The sequence below is a fragment of the Burkholderia sp. AW33-5 genome, assembly GCF_053427615.1.
In genome coordinates, this window is sequence record NZ_JBSAXA010000026.1 from 19,599 (window position 1) to 34,188 (window position 14,590).

11 protein-coding genes are annotated in these 14,590 nt (G+C 67.7%); 8 read left to right on the forward strand and 3 right to left on the reverse strand.

Annotated elements, in window-relative coordinates; genetic code table 11:
• Window positions 1-92 precede the first annotated feature (92 nt).
• From ACV22V_RS27945 to ACV22V_RS27970, 6 genes are all read left to right on the forward strand, one after another.
• Window positions 93-1,172, forward strand: coding sequence for an aromatic ring-hydroxylating oxygenase subunit alpha (locus ACV22V_RS27945; protein ID WP_059691645.1), 1,080 nt, complete (start codon window positions 93-95; stop codon window positions 1,170-1,172).
• The gene (locus tag ACV22V_RS27950; RefSeq protein WP_448016110.1) at window positions 1,169-2,134 is read left to right on the forward strand and encodes a PDR/VanB family oxidoreductase; all 966 of its coding nucleotides are present in this window, start codon (window positions 1,169-1,171) and stop codon (window positions 2,132-2,134) included. The genes ACV22V_RS27945 and ACV22V_RS27950 overlap by 4 nt, the downstream gene beginning before the upstream one ends.
• Before the next feature lie 56 nt (window positions 2,135-2,190).
• Window positions 2,191-3,252, forward strand: coding sequence for a Rieske 2Fe-2S domain-containing protein (locus ACV22V_RS27955; RefSeq protein ID WP_448016111.1), 1,062 nt, complete (start codon window positions 2,191-2,193; stop codon window positions 3,250-3,252).
• A gap of 155 nt (window positions 3,253-3,407) precedes the next feature.
• Window positions 3,408-4,751, forward strand: coding sequence for an MFS transporter (locus ACV22V_RS27960; RefSeq protein ID WP_448016112.1), 1,344 nt, complete (start codon window positions 3,408-3,410; stop codon window positions 4,749-4,751).
• A gap of 102 nt (window positions 4,752-4,853) precedes the next feature.
• Window positions 4,854-5,948 carry a porin gene (locus tag ACV22V_RS27965; RefSeq protein WP_059691611.1) on the forward strand — a complete coding sequence of 365 codons (1,095 nt, stop codon included), beginning with the start codon at window positions 4,854-4,856 and terminating at the stop codon, window positions 5,946-5,948.
• A 218-nt stretch (window positions 5,949-6,166) separates the two neighbouring features.
• Window positions 6,167-8,353: a TonB-dependent siderophore receptor gene (locus ACV22V_RS27970; protein WP_448016113.1), complete on the forward strand. Its 2,187-nt coding sequence runs from the start codon at window positions 6,167-6,169 to the stop codon at window positions 8,351-8,353.
• A 72-nt stretch (window positions 8,354-8,425) separates the two neighbouring features.
• Here the strand turns inward: ACV22V_RS27970 and ACV22V_RS27975 are convergent, their stop codons facing one another.
• The 3 genes from ACV22V_RS27975 to ACV22V_RS27985 are packed head-to-tail and all read right to left on the reverse strand — an operon-like array spanning window position 8,426 to window position 11,448.
• Window positions 8,426-9,457, reverse strand: coding sequence for a Zn-dependent oxidoreductase (locus ACV22V_RS27975; RefSeq protein ID WP_448016114.1), 1,032 nt, complete (start codon window positions 9,455-9,457; stop codon window positions 8,426-8,428).
• A gap of 29 nt (window positions 9,458-9,486) precedes the next feature.
• Window positions 9,487-10,695, reverse strand: a complete 1,209-nt coding sequence (gene manD, locus ACV22V_RS27980) for a D-mannonate dehydratase ManD (RefSeq protein ID WP_448016115.1) — start codon at window positions 10,693-10,695, stop codon at window positions 9,487-9,489.
• A 21-nt stretch (window positions 10,696-10,716) separates the two neighbouring features.
• Window positions 10,717-11,448, reverse strand: a complete 732-nt coding sequence (locus ACV22V_RS27985; protein ID WP_059532528.1) for a GntR family transcriptional regulator — start codon at window positions 11,446-11,448, stop codon at window positions 10,717-10,719.
• Window positions 11,449-11,605: 157 nt separating this feature from the next.
• Between ACV22V_RS27985 and ACV22V_RS27990 the strand changes: the two genes are divergently transcribed.
• Window positions 11,606-13,069, forward strand: a complete 1,464-nt coding sequence (locus tag ACV22V_RS27990) for a mannitol dehydrogenase family protein (protein ID WP_448016116.1) — start codon at window positions 11,606-11,608, stop codon at window positions 13,067-13,069.
• A 133-nt stretch (window positions 13,070-13,202) separates the two neighbouring features.
• A complete protein-coding gene (locus ACV22V_RS27995; RefSeq protein WP_059532534.1) occupies window positions 13,203-14,498 on the forward strand; it encodes an MFS transporter in 1,296 nt (431 codons plus the stop codon).
• Window positions 14,499-14,590: the final 92 nt, after the last annotated feature.

The following is a 14,590-nucleotide window of genomic DNA, read 5'->3' on the forward strand; positions in this document are numbered from 1 at the left end:
GCCAATCTCGATGAGTACACTGAATCTCATTCAGTACACGGAATGAAGAATTGCCGCGCACCGGCGGCACCGCCCTGAAGGAGACGAAGAACGTGTTTCTCAAGAACGCTTGGTATGTGGCGTGCACGCCCGATGACATCGACGGCAAGCCGCTCGGCCGCAAGATTTGCAATGAGTCCATGGTGTTCTACCGCGCGGCGGACGGCCGGGTCGCCGCGCTCGAGGACTTCTGCCCGCACCGCGGCGCGCCGCTGTCGCTGGGATTCGTGCGCGACGGCGTGCTCGTGTGCGGCTATCACGGGCTGGAAATGGGCTGCAACGGCAAGACGGCCGGCATGCCGGGCCAGCGCGTCGGCGGCTTTCCGCCGATCCGCAGCTTTCCGACGGTCGAGCGGTATGGATTCGTCTGGGTGTGGCCCGGCGACGCGTCCGCAGCCGATCCCGACAAGCTGCCCGCGCTCCAGTGGGCCGAAGATCCGGCCTGGGCACACGGCGGCGGCCTGTATCACATCCGTTGCGACTACCGGCTGATGATCGACAACCTGATGGACCTCACGCACGAGACCTACGTGCATGCGACGAGCATCGGCCAGAAGGAGATCGACGAAGCGCCGCCGAAGACGACCGCCAACGGTGACGAAGTCGTCACGAGCCGCTTCATGGAGAACGTGATGCCGCCGCCGTTCTGGCGGATGGCGCTGCGCGGCAACGGGCTGGCCGACGACGTGCCGGTCGACCGCTGGCAGATCTGCCGCTTCACGCCGCCGAGCCACGTGATGATCGAAGTGGGCGTCGCGCACGCGGGCCACGGCGGTTACGACGCGCCGGCCGAGCTGAAGGCGTCGTCGATCGTGGTCGACTTCATCACGCCGGAGACGGACACCTCGATCTGGTATTTCTGGGGGATGGCGCGCAACTTCCGGCCCGACGATCACGCGTTGACCGCCGAGATCCGCGAAGGCCAGGGCAAGATCTTCGCCGAGGATCTCGACATGCTCGAGCGCCAGCAACTCAATCTCGAGCAGTGGCCGGACCGCAAGCTGCTCAAGCTCAACATCGACGCCGGCGGCGTGCTGTCGCGCAAGGTGATCGAGCGGCTGCTCGCCGACGAAAACGCGTCGAGCCCGCAGCGGCCCGTGATTCCGGTCGCGCAGATCAAGGAGGCGTCATGAGCGCCGCGACGCTGACGGTCCGGGTGGCCCGCAAGTGGCAGGAAGCGCGCGACATCTGCGGTTTCGAATTCGTCAGCGATGACGGGTCGCCCTTGCCGCGCTTCGACGCCGGCGCGCATATCGACGTGTATTTGCCGGGCGGGCTCGTGCGCCAGTACTCGCTCTGCAACCACCCCGAACTCGGCGATCGCTACCAGATCGCGGTGCTGCGCGATGCCGAGGGCCGCGGCGGGTCGCGCGCGATTCACGACGAAGTCCGGCAAGGCGATACCGTACGGATCGGCATGCCGCGCAATCAATTTCCGCTCGCGCCCGACGCCCCGCACCACCTGTTGATCGCGGGCGGGATCGGCGTCACGCCGATTCTCTGCATGGCGGAACGGCTGTTCTCGTCCGGCACGCCCTTCGACATGCACTACTGCGCGCGTTCGACCGATCGCATGGCCTTCGTCGAGCGGATCGACGCAGCCGGGTTCCGCGACCGCGCCCGCTTCCACGTCGACGACGGCCACCCCGCGCAACGCCTCGACCTGCCCGCCGTGCTCGCCGCGGCGCCTGACGGCACCCACCTGTACGTATGCGGCCCGCGCGGCTTCATGGAGGCGGTGCTGAACGCCGCACGCGAGCGCAACTGGGCCGACGAGCGGCTGCATTACGAGTTCTTCGGCGGCGCGGTTGCATCGTCCGGCGCGGATCGCGCGTTCCAGGTCCGCATCGCGAGCAGCGGCAAGGTGATCGACGTGCCGGCCGAATGCACGGTCATCGCCGCGCTGGCGGCCAACGGCATCGACGTGCTCACGTCGTGCGAGCAAGGCGTCTGCGGCACCTGCGTGACGCGCGTGCTCGAAGGCGAGCCCGATCATCGCGATTCGTATCTGACGGAAGCGGAACAGGCGGCCGGCGACCAGTTCATGCCGTGCTGCTCGCGATCGCGAAGCGATCTGCTGGTACTCGACCTGTAGATCTGTAGACGGACCGCCCGACACGCGGCGGCCAATCACAATACTGGAGACGATCAATGGCGCAACATGCCCGGCCACCGATCAATACTACTAAGTTCCCGGTCGACCGATGGTGGGTCGCCGCGCTGTCTTCCGAACTGACGGACAAACCCGTCGCCCGCACGCTGCTCGGCCGCCCGGTCGTGCTGTTCCGGATGCCGTCCGGGGAAGTCGGCGCGCTGGAGGATCGCTGCTGCCACAAGTCGCTGCCGCTGTCGTGCGGCTCGCTCGAAGCGCGCGGCCTGCGCTGCGGCTATCACGGCCTGCTGTTCGACCGCAACGGCACCTGCGTGGAGATTCCCGGGCAGGACCGGATTCCGGCAAAGGCGTGTGTGTCGTCGTATCCGGTGCGGGAACAGGATGCGATCGTGTGGATCTGGATCGGCGCCGACGCGCATGCTCAACCGACCTGCGCGCCGCCGCGCTATGCGTTCCACACGGATCCGCAATATCGGTTCGGCGGCGGCAACTACCATTACGACGCGCCGTATCAGCTGATTCACGACAACCTGATGGACCTGAGCCACCTCGGCTATGTCCATCTGAAAACGATCGGCGGCAACGCGCCGCTGCACATGGGCGCGGAAACCCGCGTCAGCAGCGACGGCGACACGGTGACGCTCGCGCGCCGGATGCCGGATTCCGACCCGCCGCCAACGTACACGGCCGCGTGGCCGTTCGCGGGCCGGGTCGATCGCTGGCAGGAAATCGAATTCCACGTGTCGCATATCCGGATCTGGACCGGCGCGATGGACGCCGGCACCGGCGACCTGCTCGATCCCGCACGCGGCGGCTTTCACATGCGCGGCTTCCACGGCATCACGCCGGAGACGGACACCACGACGCACTATTTCTGGACCATCGCGACCAATCCGCAACACGACGTCGAACGCGTCGCGCAAACGGTCATCGAGCAATCGGCGGCGACGTTCGACGAGGACAAGACCGTGATCGAAGCGCAATACCGGAACCAACTTCGGTTTCCGGGCAGCCGCCAGATCGACATTCACGTCGACGCGGGCCCCAATCGCGCGCGGCGCGTGATCGAGCGACTGCTGCAGCAACCCGAACCCGTGTAACCGTCGCGCCGGCGCGCGAACGACGCCTGCTTGTGGCTGCAGGCATCCCCGCGGTTGGCCGCCGGCACATGCATTCGCGTTCGCCACGCTTGCTGCAGCCGGCTTCTGTTTTTCCCATTCGATTAGTCATACTATTTTTATGAAGGGTCTTTGACGTGAGTGCAAATATCCGCAATACGATCGACGCATCCCCGATGAGCGCGTTCCAGACGATGGCGGTCACGGCCTGCGTCGTGCTGAACATGCTCGACGGCTTCGACGTGCTGGCCATCGCATTTGCCGCGCCGCATCTGGCCGCCGAGTGGAAACTGAGCGGCAAGGAAATCGGCCTGCTGCTGAGCGCGGGGCTCGCCGGCATGGGCATCGGCTCGGTGCTGATTGCTCCGCTGGCCGACCGCGTCGGCCGCCGCCGCATCATCCTGCTCTGCCTCGCCGTGATCTCGACCGGGATGCTCGCCTGCGCGGCCACGCACAGCACGCTGCAACTCGCGATCGCACGGGCCTACACAGGGCTCGGCATCGGCGGCATGCTCGCGAGCCTGACCGTCATCAGCGGCGAATACGCATCGAACAAATGGCGCAGCGCCGCGATCGGCATGCAGTCGACCGGCTACGCGATCGGCGCCACCGCCGGCGGGGTCATCGCCGGCTACCTGCTGTCGACGTGGGGATGGCGCAGCGTGTTCGCGTTCGGCGGCATCCTGACCTTGATGGCGATCCCGATGGTGCTCGCACTGCTGCCGGAATCGCTCGACTTCCTGCTGGCACGGCGGCCGGACGACGCGCTGCAGAAAATCAACCGCATCCTCGCGAGAATGAAGCGCGCGCCCATCGACGCGCTGCCGGCCGTGACGGCGTCCATCGACACGACGGGCCCCGCGTCGAGCTGGACGGCCGTGCTGCGCGCACCGCTCGCGCGCCGCACGATCGCGCTCTGGATCGCGTTCTTTCTCGTGATGGGCAGCTTTTATTTCGTCGTGAGCTGGACGCCGAAGCTGCTGGTCCAGGCCGGACTGTCGGCATCGCAGGGCGTGACCGGCGGCGTGCTGCTCAACCTCGGCGGCATCGCGGGCGCGTCGCTCTTCAGCCTGCTGTCGACCCGGTTCGGCCTGCGCAACCTGCTGGGCGCGACGCTGCTGCTCGGCGGCGCGCTGATGGTCGTGTTCGGCGCGAACACCGGCTCGCTCGACATCGGGATGACCGTCGCGGTGTTCCTCGGCGCCGTGATCAATGCGTGCGTGGCCGGCATGTATGCGTTGTCGCCGACACCCTACCCCGCCGAGATCCGCACGACCGGCATCGGTCTCGCGGTCGGCATCGGCCGCCTCGGCGCGATCCTGTCGCCGATGACGGTCGGCGCGCTGCTCGACGACGGCTGGTCCGTGCCCCATCTCTATCTGGCGTTCCTCGTGCCGATGGCCGGCGCGGCGATCGCCGTCGCCGTGGCAGGCGCGCGTGTCGCGGCGCCGCAGCGGCAGCGCGACCCGGCGATCTCGTAACGCGCGACGCACGCGGCCCTGCCGATACCCGTCGGCATCCCGGACATGTCCGGGGCATTAGAAAAATCGATAAGTAGATCTACATACTGTTTGGAGACAGCCATGAAAACGAAACTGGGCGTCGCATTCGCGACGGCGATGGCGCTGGCCGGACCGGCCTGTGCGCAAAGCAGCGTCACGCTGTACGGGATCATCGATACCGGCGTGTCCTACTACAACAATGCCGCGCGTGGCGGATCGTTCACCGGCATGCCGACGCTGACCGGCGAGGTGCCGTCACGCTGGGGCCTGCGCGGCACGGAGGATCTCGGTGGCGGCTATCAGGCCTTCTTCGTGCTCGAAAACGGCTTCCAGCCCGGCACCGGTGCGCTGAACTACGGCGGGCGTCTGTTCGGGCGGCAAGCGAACGTGGGCGTGAACAGCCCCTTCGGCGCGCTGACCCTCGGCCGACAGATGAACATGTCGATGATCGTGCTGACCAATGCCGACGTGATCGGTCCGTCGATTCATTCGATGGCCGATTTCGACTCGTATCTGCCGAACGCGCGCAGCGACAACGCGATCGGCTACAAGGGCACGTTCCACGGCGTGACGCTCGGCGCGACCTACAGCTTCGGCCGCGACGCGGCCGGGCCGGCGGGACCGTCCGCGACGGGCTGCGCGGGACAAGTGCCCGGCGACATCGTCGCCTGCCGCCAATACACGGCAATGCTCGCCTATGACGCGAGCAATTTCGGGCTCGCCGCGTCGCACGACGTGATGCGCGGCGGCGGCGGCGCGCTCGCGCCGCTGAACAATCCGGCGTACACCGACACGCGCGACATCGTCGCCGGCTACGTGAAGATCGGCCCCGCGAAACTCGGCGCGGGCTGGATCCGCCGCAATCTCGCGGCGGCCGCACACCTGCAGGCCGACATCGTGTTCGCCGGCGGCACGTACTACGCGACACCTTACCTCGCGCTCGACCTGCAGGGCGTGCGCTACCTGCAACGCCGGGAAAACGGCGAAAGCGGCACGAACGCCACGCTCCTCGTCGGCCGAGCGAACTATTTCCTGTCGAAGCGGACGACCGTCTATACGTCGGTGGGCTACATGTTCAACAGCACGCTGGCCGCGAACGCGGTCGCCGCCGGCGGGACGGTCGGCACCGGGATGAATCAGCTCGGCGTGATGGCCGGCATCCAGCAGAAGTTCTGATTGCCGGACACCGCGCGTCGAGCGCGACGTGACAGGAATTTTTGCCGCTACGGCAGCAGACGGCCTGCGGCCCGGTAATCGCGATGGCCGGTCCGTATCGGCCTCGCCATAATTGCAAACGATTCTCATTACGTATATCATGCGCGTCCTGCCGCGGCGAATCAGTGAAGCGCCGCGGCCCGCGCCTTCTCCTTAGCACGCCGTCCATTCATCGATTCATGCCATCCCGTCGATTGCCCCGCCGCGCGCGGACCTTGCGTCCGTGGCGCGCGAGCCTGCCTGCCCTGATCACTCTTTGCGTCGCAAGCGGCGCGCATGCGGATGCCGACCCTGCCGCCACGGCTTCGGCGGTCACGTCCTCGCCGTCGTCGACGCCCGCGCCGCCCGAACGCGAACTGCCGACGATCAGCGTCAGCGCATCGGCGGCCGCCGATCCGACCGTCGGCTACCAGCCGCGCACCAGCAGCGTCGCCGGCGGCGACGATCGTCCGCTCAAGGACATTCCGCAATCGGTCGCCGTGGTCAGCAGCAGCGTGATGCAGGACCAGCAGGCGCGCTCGCTCGACGACGTGCTCGGCAACATCAGCGGCGTGACGCAGACCAACACGCTCGGCGGCACGCGCGACGCGTTCATCAAGCGCGGCTTTGGTTCGAACAACGACGGCTCCGTGCTCGTCGACGGCGTGCGCACACCGGTGCTGCACAGCTATCTCGCGACGATCGACCGCGTCGAAGTGCTGAAGGGCCCCGCTTCGCTGCTGTACGGGATGCAGGACCCGGGCGGCGTGATCAACCTCGTCACGCGCAAGCCGGAAGAAACGTTCGGCGGCTCGATCTCGGCCTCGCGCACGAGCCACGGCGGCAGCAGCGCTCAGTTCGACCTGACCGGTCCGCTCGGCAAGCCGGGCCAGGTCGCGGGCGGCACGCTCGCGTTCCGGCTCACCGGCGAATACGATACGAGCCGCTACTGGCGCAGCTTCGGCCGCGAACGCAACGCGCTGATCGCGCCCGCGCTTTCATGGCACGACGCGAACACGTCGATCGACGTCAGCTACCAGTATGTCGACTACACGATGCCGTTCGATCGCGGCACCGTGCTCGTGAACGGCCGCCCCGACGATGCGCTGCGCTATCGCCGCTACGAGGAAGCGTGGGCGCAAAGCGGCGGGATCCAGGAAACGCTGCGCGCGCGCATCGAGCACCGCCTCTCCGACGCATGGCGCGTGCGCGCGACCTACGGCTGGGGCCGCGACCGCTACGATCAATACATCACCCGCGCGACCGCCTTCAACGCCACGACCGGCGCGCTGTCGCGCACGTCCGACGCGAACCTCGGGCGCAACGACTCCGATCAGATCGCGACGCTCGGCCTGCTCGGCAACCTGACGCTCGCGGGGATGAACCACGCGCTTTACATCGGCGGCGAATACGAGCGCCAGCGCAGCTTCCGCGGCGACACGATCCGCGGCGCCGCGACCAAGGGCTTCAATCTCTACGATCCCGTCTACGGCCTGCTCGCGCCCGGCGGCACGATCAGCACGAAGCAGAGCGATTCGCTTTCGAAGGTGCACACGTACTCGATGATCGTACAGGACTCCGTAAAGATCACCGACCGGCTCACCGCGGTCGGCGGGCTGCGCTGGGAGGACTGGCAGCAGGAATCGGGGATGGGGCGGCCGTTCGTGTTCGCCGACCGCTCGCACGGCAACGTGTGGCTGCCGCAGTTCGGGCTCGCCTATGCGCTCACGCCGTCGCTGACCGCCTATGCGAACGTGAGCCGCTCGTTCAAGCCGAACGTCGCGTCGAACGTGGCCGCACCGCTCGCGCCGGAATTCGGCCGCGTGCTGGAAGCCGGCCTGAAGTTCAGCCTGAAACCCGGCATCACCGGCACGCTCGCGGCCTACCAGATCGACAAGCGCAACGTCGCGGTCACGGTCGGCGACATCACGTCGACGATCGGCACCGCGCGCTCGCGCGGGATCGAACTCGACGTCGCGGGGCAGCTCACGCGCCATCTGAGCCTGATCGGCAGCTACGCGTACACGAACGCGAACGACCGCGACAGCAACACGCCGCTCGTCAACGTCGCGCGCCACACCGGCAGCCTGTTCGCGGTGTACGACACGGCGATCGCGAACCTGCCCGGACGCTGGCGCTTCGGCGGCGGCGCGCGGCTCGTCGGCGCACGGCCCGGCGACACCGCGAACAGCTTCACGCTGCCCGGCTACGTGACCGTCGACGCATTCGCGGCCTATGAAACGACGATCGGCAAGTTCCCGACACGCATCCAGCTCAACGTGAAGAACCTGCTCGACAAGACCTACTATCCGTCGAGCAACAGCAATCTGATCGTCGCCGTCGGCGAGCCGCGGCTCGTCACGCTGACGACGACGGTGTCGTTCTGACGCACCTTCGTGCGGACGGCCGCGGCCTGGCTCGCGGCTACAACGCGCCCTGACCGGCTATGCGAGGCGGTATCAGCCGCCCGCGAAATCGAGCAGGATCTTGCAGCTTTTCTCGGGATTGCGCTCGGCCATCTCGAACGCCTGCGCCACGTCGCGAAAACCCACCTTGTGCGTGACGATGTGCTCCGGCTGGATCAACCCGCGGGCAATCCAGTCGATCACCTGCGGGAACATCGCGCAGTTCAGCCGCGACGCCGCAAGCGTCAGCTCCTTCTTCGTCAGCTCCGCCTGCACGATCGCCGACGGCTCCGACGAAAATCCGAGCACGCCGATCCGGCCGGCCGGCGCGGCGATCCGCACGGCCTCCTCGAGAATCGACGGATGGCAGACCGCATCGAAGATCAGCGTCGGGCCGCCGTCGACGCCGCGCTTTTCCAGCGCGTCGGGCAGCGACTCGACGCTCGTGTTGATGATCTCGTCCTCCGCCGCGCCGCATTTGCGCGCGAGCTGCAGCCGCGCGTCGAGCTGGTCGGTGATGAACGCACGAATGCCGTACACGCGCTTGAGCACCTGCAGGATCGTCAGGCCGACGGTGCCGGCGCCGTAGATCAGCGCGACATCGCCCGGCAGCACGCCGGTGCGCGACGTCGCGTTTGCGGCCACCGCGAACGGCTCGACGATCGCCGCGCAGGTGTCGGCGATCGCGTCCGGAATCCGGTACGCATTGTCGGCCGGCACGCACGTGTACTGGCTGAAGCCGCCGTCGCGATGCACACCGAGCACGGTCAGGTGCCGGCAGACGTTGCGCCGGCCGATCGTGCACGCATGGCAATGCCCGCAGCTGATCACCGGATCGACCGCGATCGTCTCGCCGAGCCGCGCGGCGTCGACGCCCGCGCCGACCGATTCGATCGTGCCGACGAACTCGTGGCCAATGATGCGCGGGTACGACACGAACGGATTCTTGCCGTGAAAGATGTGCAGGTCCGACCCGCAGATGCCCGCATAGCGCACCTTCACGCGCACTTCGCCGGCGGCGGGCGCGGGCAGCGGCACCTCGCGCACGGCCATGCTGTTCGGACGATCGACAACGACGCTCAACATTTCAGTTCTCTCCCTCGGATCTTCGGCGCTCACCAGTTCCACATCGAACCGTCGCGCAGCCGGGCAACCGGCAGGTACGCACGCTCATACGGATATTTCGCGGCCAGCGTCTCGTCGATGTCGACGCCGAGACCCGGCACGTCGTCCATCACGAGATAGCCGTCCTCGAAGCGGTAGCTGTGCGGAAACACTTCATCGGTCAGCGCGCTGTGCGGCATCAGTTCCTGGATGCCGAAGTTCGGCGCCCACAACCCGAAGTTCACGGCCGCCGCCATGCACACGGGCGACAGGTCGGTCGCGCCGTGGAAGCCGGTGCGCACCTGGTACATCGCCGCGTAATCGGCAATGCGCCGCACGTGCGTGATGCCGCCCGCGTGCACGATGGTCGCGCGAATGTAGTCGATCAGCTGGTCGCGGATCAGGTCCTTGCAATCCCAGATCGAGTTGAATACCTCGCCGACCGCGAGCGGTGTCGTCGTGTGCTGGCGGATCAGGCGGAACGCGTCCTGGTTCTCCGCGGGCGTCGCGTCCTCGAGCCAGAACAAGCGATGCGGCTCGAGATCGCGGCCGAGCCGCGCGGCCTCGATCGGTGTGAGCCGGTGATGCGCGTCGTGCAGCAGGTGCGGCGCATCTCCGACCGCGTCGCGCACCTTGCGGAACAACTCGGGCGTGTGGCGCAGGTAGAGCGCGGTGTCCCACGGTTCCTCGGGCGGCAGCCCTTTCTCGGCGGGCTCGTACGCGCCGGCCGTCTTGCCGACGCCGTACACCTTGTCGAGCCCCGGCACGCCCGACTGCACGCGGATCGCGCGATAGCCGGCCTCGATGTGTGCGCGCACCGCGTCGACCGCTTCCTCGTGATCGCGCCCGTTCGCGTGGCCGTACACCATCAGGCCGTCGCGGCTCTTTCCGCCGAGCAACTGGTAGACGGGCATGCCCGCGAGTTTGCCGAGGATGTCCCACAGCGCCATGTCGATCGCGGCGATCGCCGTCATCGTCACGGGCCCGCGCCGCCAGTACGCGCCGCGATACAGGTATTGCCAGATGTCTTCGATATTGCGCGGGTCGCGGCCGACGAGGCACGGGAACACGTGGTCTTCCAGGTACGCGCGCACCGCGAGCTCGCGCCCGTTGAGCGTCGCGTCGCCGAGGCCGTATACGCCTTCGTCGGTCACGATCTTCACCGTCACGAAATTGCGGCCCGGACACGTGACGATGATCTGCAAGCGTTCGATTTTCACTGCGCTCCTCCAGCGGGCGTTTCAGTCGACAAAGTAATGCGGCGCGCGGCTGCGCACGTCGGGCAGGTGCGAGCCGATCCGGTCGACGTGCGCCGCGACCGATGCGCCGAGCAGCGCCATGTTGCGCGACGCGATGTGCGCGAGGATCTGTTCGTGTTCCTGCAGCGCGCGGCGCGCGTGATCCTCGACGCGGTCGAGCAGCAGCCAGCGCACGCGGTCGAACTGGCGCTTCATCGGCTGCAGCATTTCCCACACGTGCGGCCGGCCCGCGAACGCGAACATCCGGCCGTGCATCGCCTCGTCGAGATCGAAGAACGCTTCGACATCGCCGGCCGCCACGGCCTCGCGCTGCGCATCGATGATCCGCGACAGTTCCGCGAGCTGCGCCGGCGTGATCTTCTGTGCGAGCTCGACGTGGTTCGCGCATTCGAGCGTGCTGCGCGCGAAGCGCCCTTCCTCGAGGATCGACACAGGAATCGGCGCGACCAGCGTGCCGACCTTCCGGATGATCTGCACGAGCCGCTCATCGGCGAGCTGCGCGAACGCTTCGCGCACCGGCGTGCGGCTGACCTTGATCGTCGTGGAGATCACCGCCTCCGACAGCGCGGTGCGCGGCGGCAACGCGCCGCGCACGATCGCGTGGCGCAGCAGCGCATGCACCTGATCCGTATACGACCGGCTCTCGTCCAGCGAGAACCCCTGCAACGCCGTGACCACGACGTCTGCTTCTTCCAGTGCTGCCGTTTCGCTCATGGTTGCGATTGATCCGACTTGATATCGATGTCTACCATGGTACATAAGCAATCGAATTCAGACGATCTAGCGTTTACACCGATAACTTCGCGGTGAAACTCGAAATAACCTGCACGCACTCTATCGTCTACCATGGTACAACTCGTTGCCAATCGTCATGTCATCAGCCCCCGATTTCCTGCGCACCGCGCCGCCAGGCACGCGCCGCCCCGGTTATGACCGGCAGGCGGTCCGCACGGGCATCGTCCATCTTGGCCTCGGCGCGTTCCATCGCGCGCATCAGGCGCTGCATACGGATACGGTGCTCGAACAGGGCGACCTGCGCTGGGGCATCGTCGGCGTCGAACTGCGGCGGCGTCATACCGTCGACCTGCTCGCCGCGCAGGATCACCTGTACACGGTGACCGAACGCGACGGCCAAGGCGCGCGCACGCGCATCGTCGGCGCGGTGCACGGCGCGCTGTTCGCACCCGAATCGCTGCCGGCGCTGCTGGCGCTGATCGCCGATCCGGCCGTGTCGATCGTCAGCCTGACCGTCACCGAGAAAGGTTATTGCCGCCGCCCCAGTGGCGGTCTCGATGCCGACGATCCCGCGATCCGCCACGATCTCGCGACACCCGACGCGCCGCGCACCGCGCTCGGCGTGATCGCGGCCGGCCTGCGGCTGCGGCCGGCCCATGCGCCTCTGAGCGTCGTCAGCTGCGACAACATGACGTCGAACGGTGACACGCTGCGCGCGCTGATGATCGACTACGCGGAACGCATCGACGGCGCGCTCGCGCGGCGCATCCGCGACGACGTCGCGTTCCCGAACAGCATGGTCGACCGGATCGTGCCGGCCGCGACGCCCGAATCGCTCGACTGGGCGCATGCCCATCTCGGCGCGCGCGACGCGGCCGCGATCGTCTGCGAGCCGTTCTCGCAATGGGTGATCGAGGATCACTTCGCCGGCCCGCGCCCGCGCTGGGAAGATGCCGGCGCACACATCGTCGGCGACGTGCGGCCCTACGAGACGATGAAGCTGCGGCTGCTGAACGGCTCGCATTCGGCGATCGCGTACGCGGGGCAATTGCGCGGCCGTGCGACCGTGTCCGATGCGATGGCCGATCCGGCGATCGCGGCACTCGTCGACGGCGTGATGACGCGCGACCTGCTCGCGACCGTCGACGTGCCGGCCGGATACGACGCGCACGGCTATTGCGCGACGCTCGTGCAGCGCTTCCGCAATCCGACGCTCGCGCATCGAACCGAACAGATCGCGATGGACGGCACGCAGAAGGTGCCGCTGCGCTGGCTGCCGGCGCTCGGCGAAAGCGCGGCGGCCGGTGCCGAGCGACCGTATCTGGAACGCGCGCTCGCGCTGTGGCTGCACTACCTCGCCACCGCGCATGACGAATCGGGCCGACCGCTCACGATCAGCGATCCGGGCGCGGCCACGCTCGGCGCGACGTTGTCCGCGGCCGGCGATGCGACCGGCGCGGTTCGGGCCGCACTCGGCAGCACCGCGCAGGCAGGCTCGGCCGCGTGGCCCGAGGCGTTGATCGCGCGCGTCGGCGCGCACCTGTCGACGCTGCGCGCGGGCGGCACCGATGCGCTGCTCGCGCCATTGCACGCGCGCTGAACGACCGTTTACCCGGTTCGCGGCAATCGACGCGAACCGCGCAATACCCTGCCCGCCGAGGTCCACGACGACGCGGCAAACGATCGACAAGACAACACATGACGGCCGGCCCACCGGCACGAAGGAGACGGAGATGAAGCAGAAGTCGCAGGCATGGTTCACGGTATTCCTGCTGTTCCTGGTGTACGGCATCAACTATCTCGACCGCGTCGCGCTGTCGATCGTCGCGCCGATCGTGCAGACCGATCTCGGCATCGACGCCGCACAGATGGGCCTCGTGTTCAGCACGTTCTTCATCGGCTACGCGCTGTTCAATTTCATCGGCGGGCTTGCGTCCGACCGGCTCGGGCCGAAGCTCGTGTACGTGCTGTCGGTCGGGCTGTGGTCGGTGTTCTGCGGAATGACCGCGCTCACCGTCGGCTTCGTGAGCCTGCTGATCGTGCGGCTGCTGTTCGGCATGGCCGAAGGGCCGCTGTGCTCGGCGGCCAACAAGATGGTCAACAACTGGCTGCCGCGCGACGCCGCCGCGACCGCGATGGGCCTGCTCAGTGCCGGCTCGCCGCTCGGCGGCGCGATCGCCGGGCCGATCGTCGGGCTGCTGGCCGCGCAGTTCGGCTGGCGACCGGCGTTCTGGATCGTGTGTGCGATCGGGCTCGTGTGGGTCGTCGTGTGGATGATGTCGACGACGGACCGTCCGGCCACGCCGGTCGGCGATGCCGAGCGTGCGCCCGCGGCAACGCTTGCCGCAACGCCCGCCCACGCCCCTGCCGCCGCCGGCACGGCAACGCCCGCGCACACGCTGTCGCACTATGTGCGCCAGCCGCGCATCCTCGCGACGGCCGCCGCGTTCTTCAGCTACAACTACGTGTTGTTCTTCTTCCTGAGCTGGTTCCCGAGCTACCTCGTGCGCGCGCACCATCTGAACATCAAGGAGATGAGCATCGCCACCGTCGTGCCCTGGCTCGTCGGCACCGTCGGCCTCGCGTGCGGCGGCGCGATCTCGGATGCGCTGTACCGGCTCACCGGCAACCTCCTGCTGTCGCGCCGCATCGTGCTCGTCACCTGCCTGCTCGGCGCCGGCGCGTGCGTGGCCGTCGCGGGCGCCGTGCAGTCGACGCAAGGCGCGGTCGCACTGATGTCGGTATCGCTGTTCTTCCTGTACGTGACGGGCGCGATCTACTGGGCGATCGTGCAGGACGTCGTGCATCCGGCGCGCGTCGGCGGCGTCAGCGGCTTCCTGCATTGCATGGGCAGCCTCTCCGGCGTGATCGGGCCGGCCGTGACCGGCTTCATCGTCGAGCGCAGCGGCTCGTTCGCGTCCGCGTTCGTGCTGGCCGGCGCGATCGCACTGGCAGGCGCGGTGCTGGCCGGCGTGTTCGTGCGCAACGTGCGGCCGTCGGAAGTGCTGCGCGAACGCGCCGCGCACTGACCTTTCTCGGCTGACGAAGGCCGCGCGATGCCGCACACGTCGGCGCCGCGCGGCCTTGTCGTTTCCGTCAATCATCGGACCCTCGAATATCT

Excerpts from the sequence above, each read along its gene's own strand:
- ACV22V_RS27950 (WP_448016110.1), top strand. The coding sequence starts at position 1,169 with ATGAGCGCCGCGACGCTGACGGTCCGGGTGGCCCGCAAGTGGCAGGAA.
- ACV22V_RS27955 (WP_448016111.1), top strand. The coding sequence starts at position 2,191 with ATGGCGCAACATGCCCGGCCACCGATCAATACTACTAAGTTCCCGGTC.
- ACV22V_RS27965 (WP_059691611.1), top strand. The coding sequence starts at position 4,854 with ATGAAAACGAAACTGGGCGTCGCATTCGCGACGGCGATGGCGCTGGCC.
- ACV22V_RS27970 (WP_448016113.1), top strand. The coding sequence starts at position 6,167 with ATGCCATCCCGTCGATTGCCCCGCCGCGCGCGGACCTTGCGTCCGTGG.
- ACV22V_RS27975 (WP_448016114.1), bottom strand. The coding sequence starts at position 9,457 with ATGTTGAGCGTCGTTGTCGATCGTCCGAACAGCATGGCCGTGCGCGAG.
- ACV22V_RS27985 (WP_059532528.1), bottom strand. The coding sequence starts at position 11,448 with ATGAGCGAAACGGCAGCACTGGAAGAAGCAGACGTCGTGGTCACGGCG.
- ACV22V_RS27990 (WP_448016116.1), top strand. The coding sequence starts at position 11,606 with ATGTCATCAGCCCCCGATTTCCTGCGCACCGCGCCGCCAGGCACGCGC.
- ACV22V_RS27995 (WP_059532534.1), top strand. The coding sequence starts at position 13,203 with ATGAAGCAGAAGTCGCAGGCATGGTTCACGGTATTCCTGCTGTTCCTG.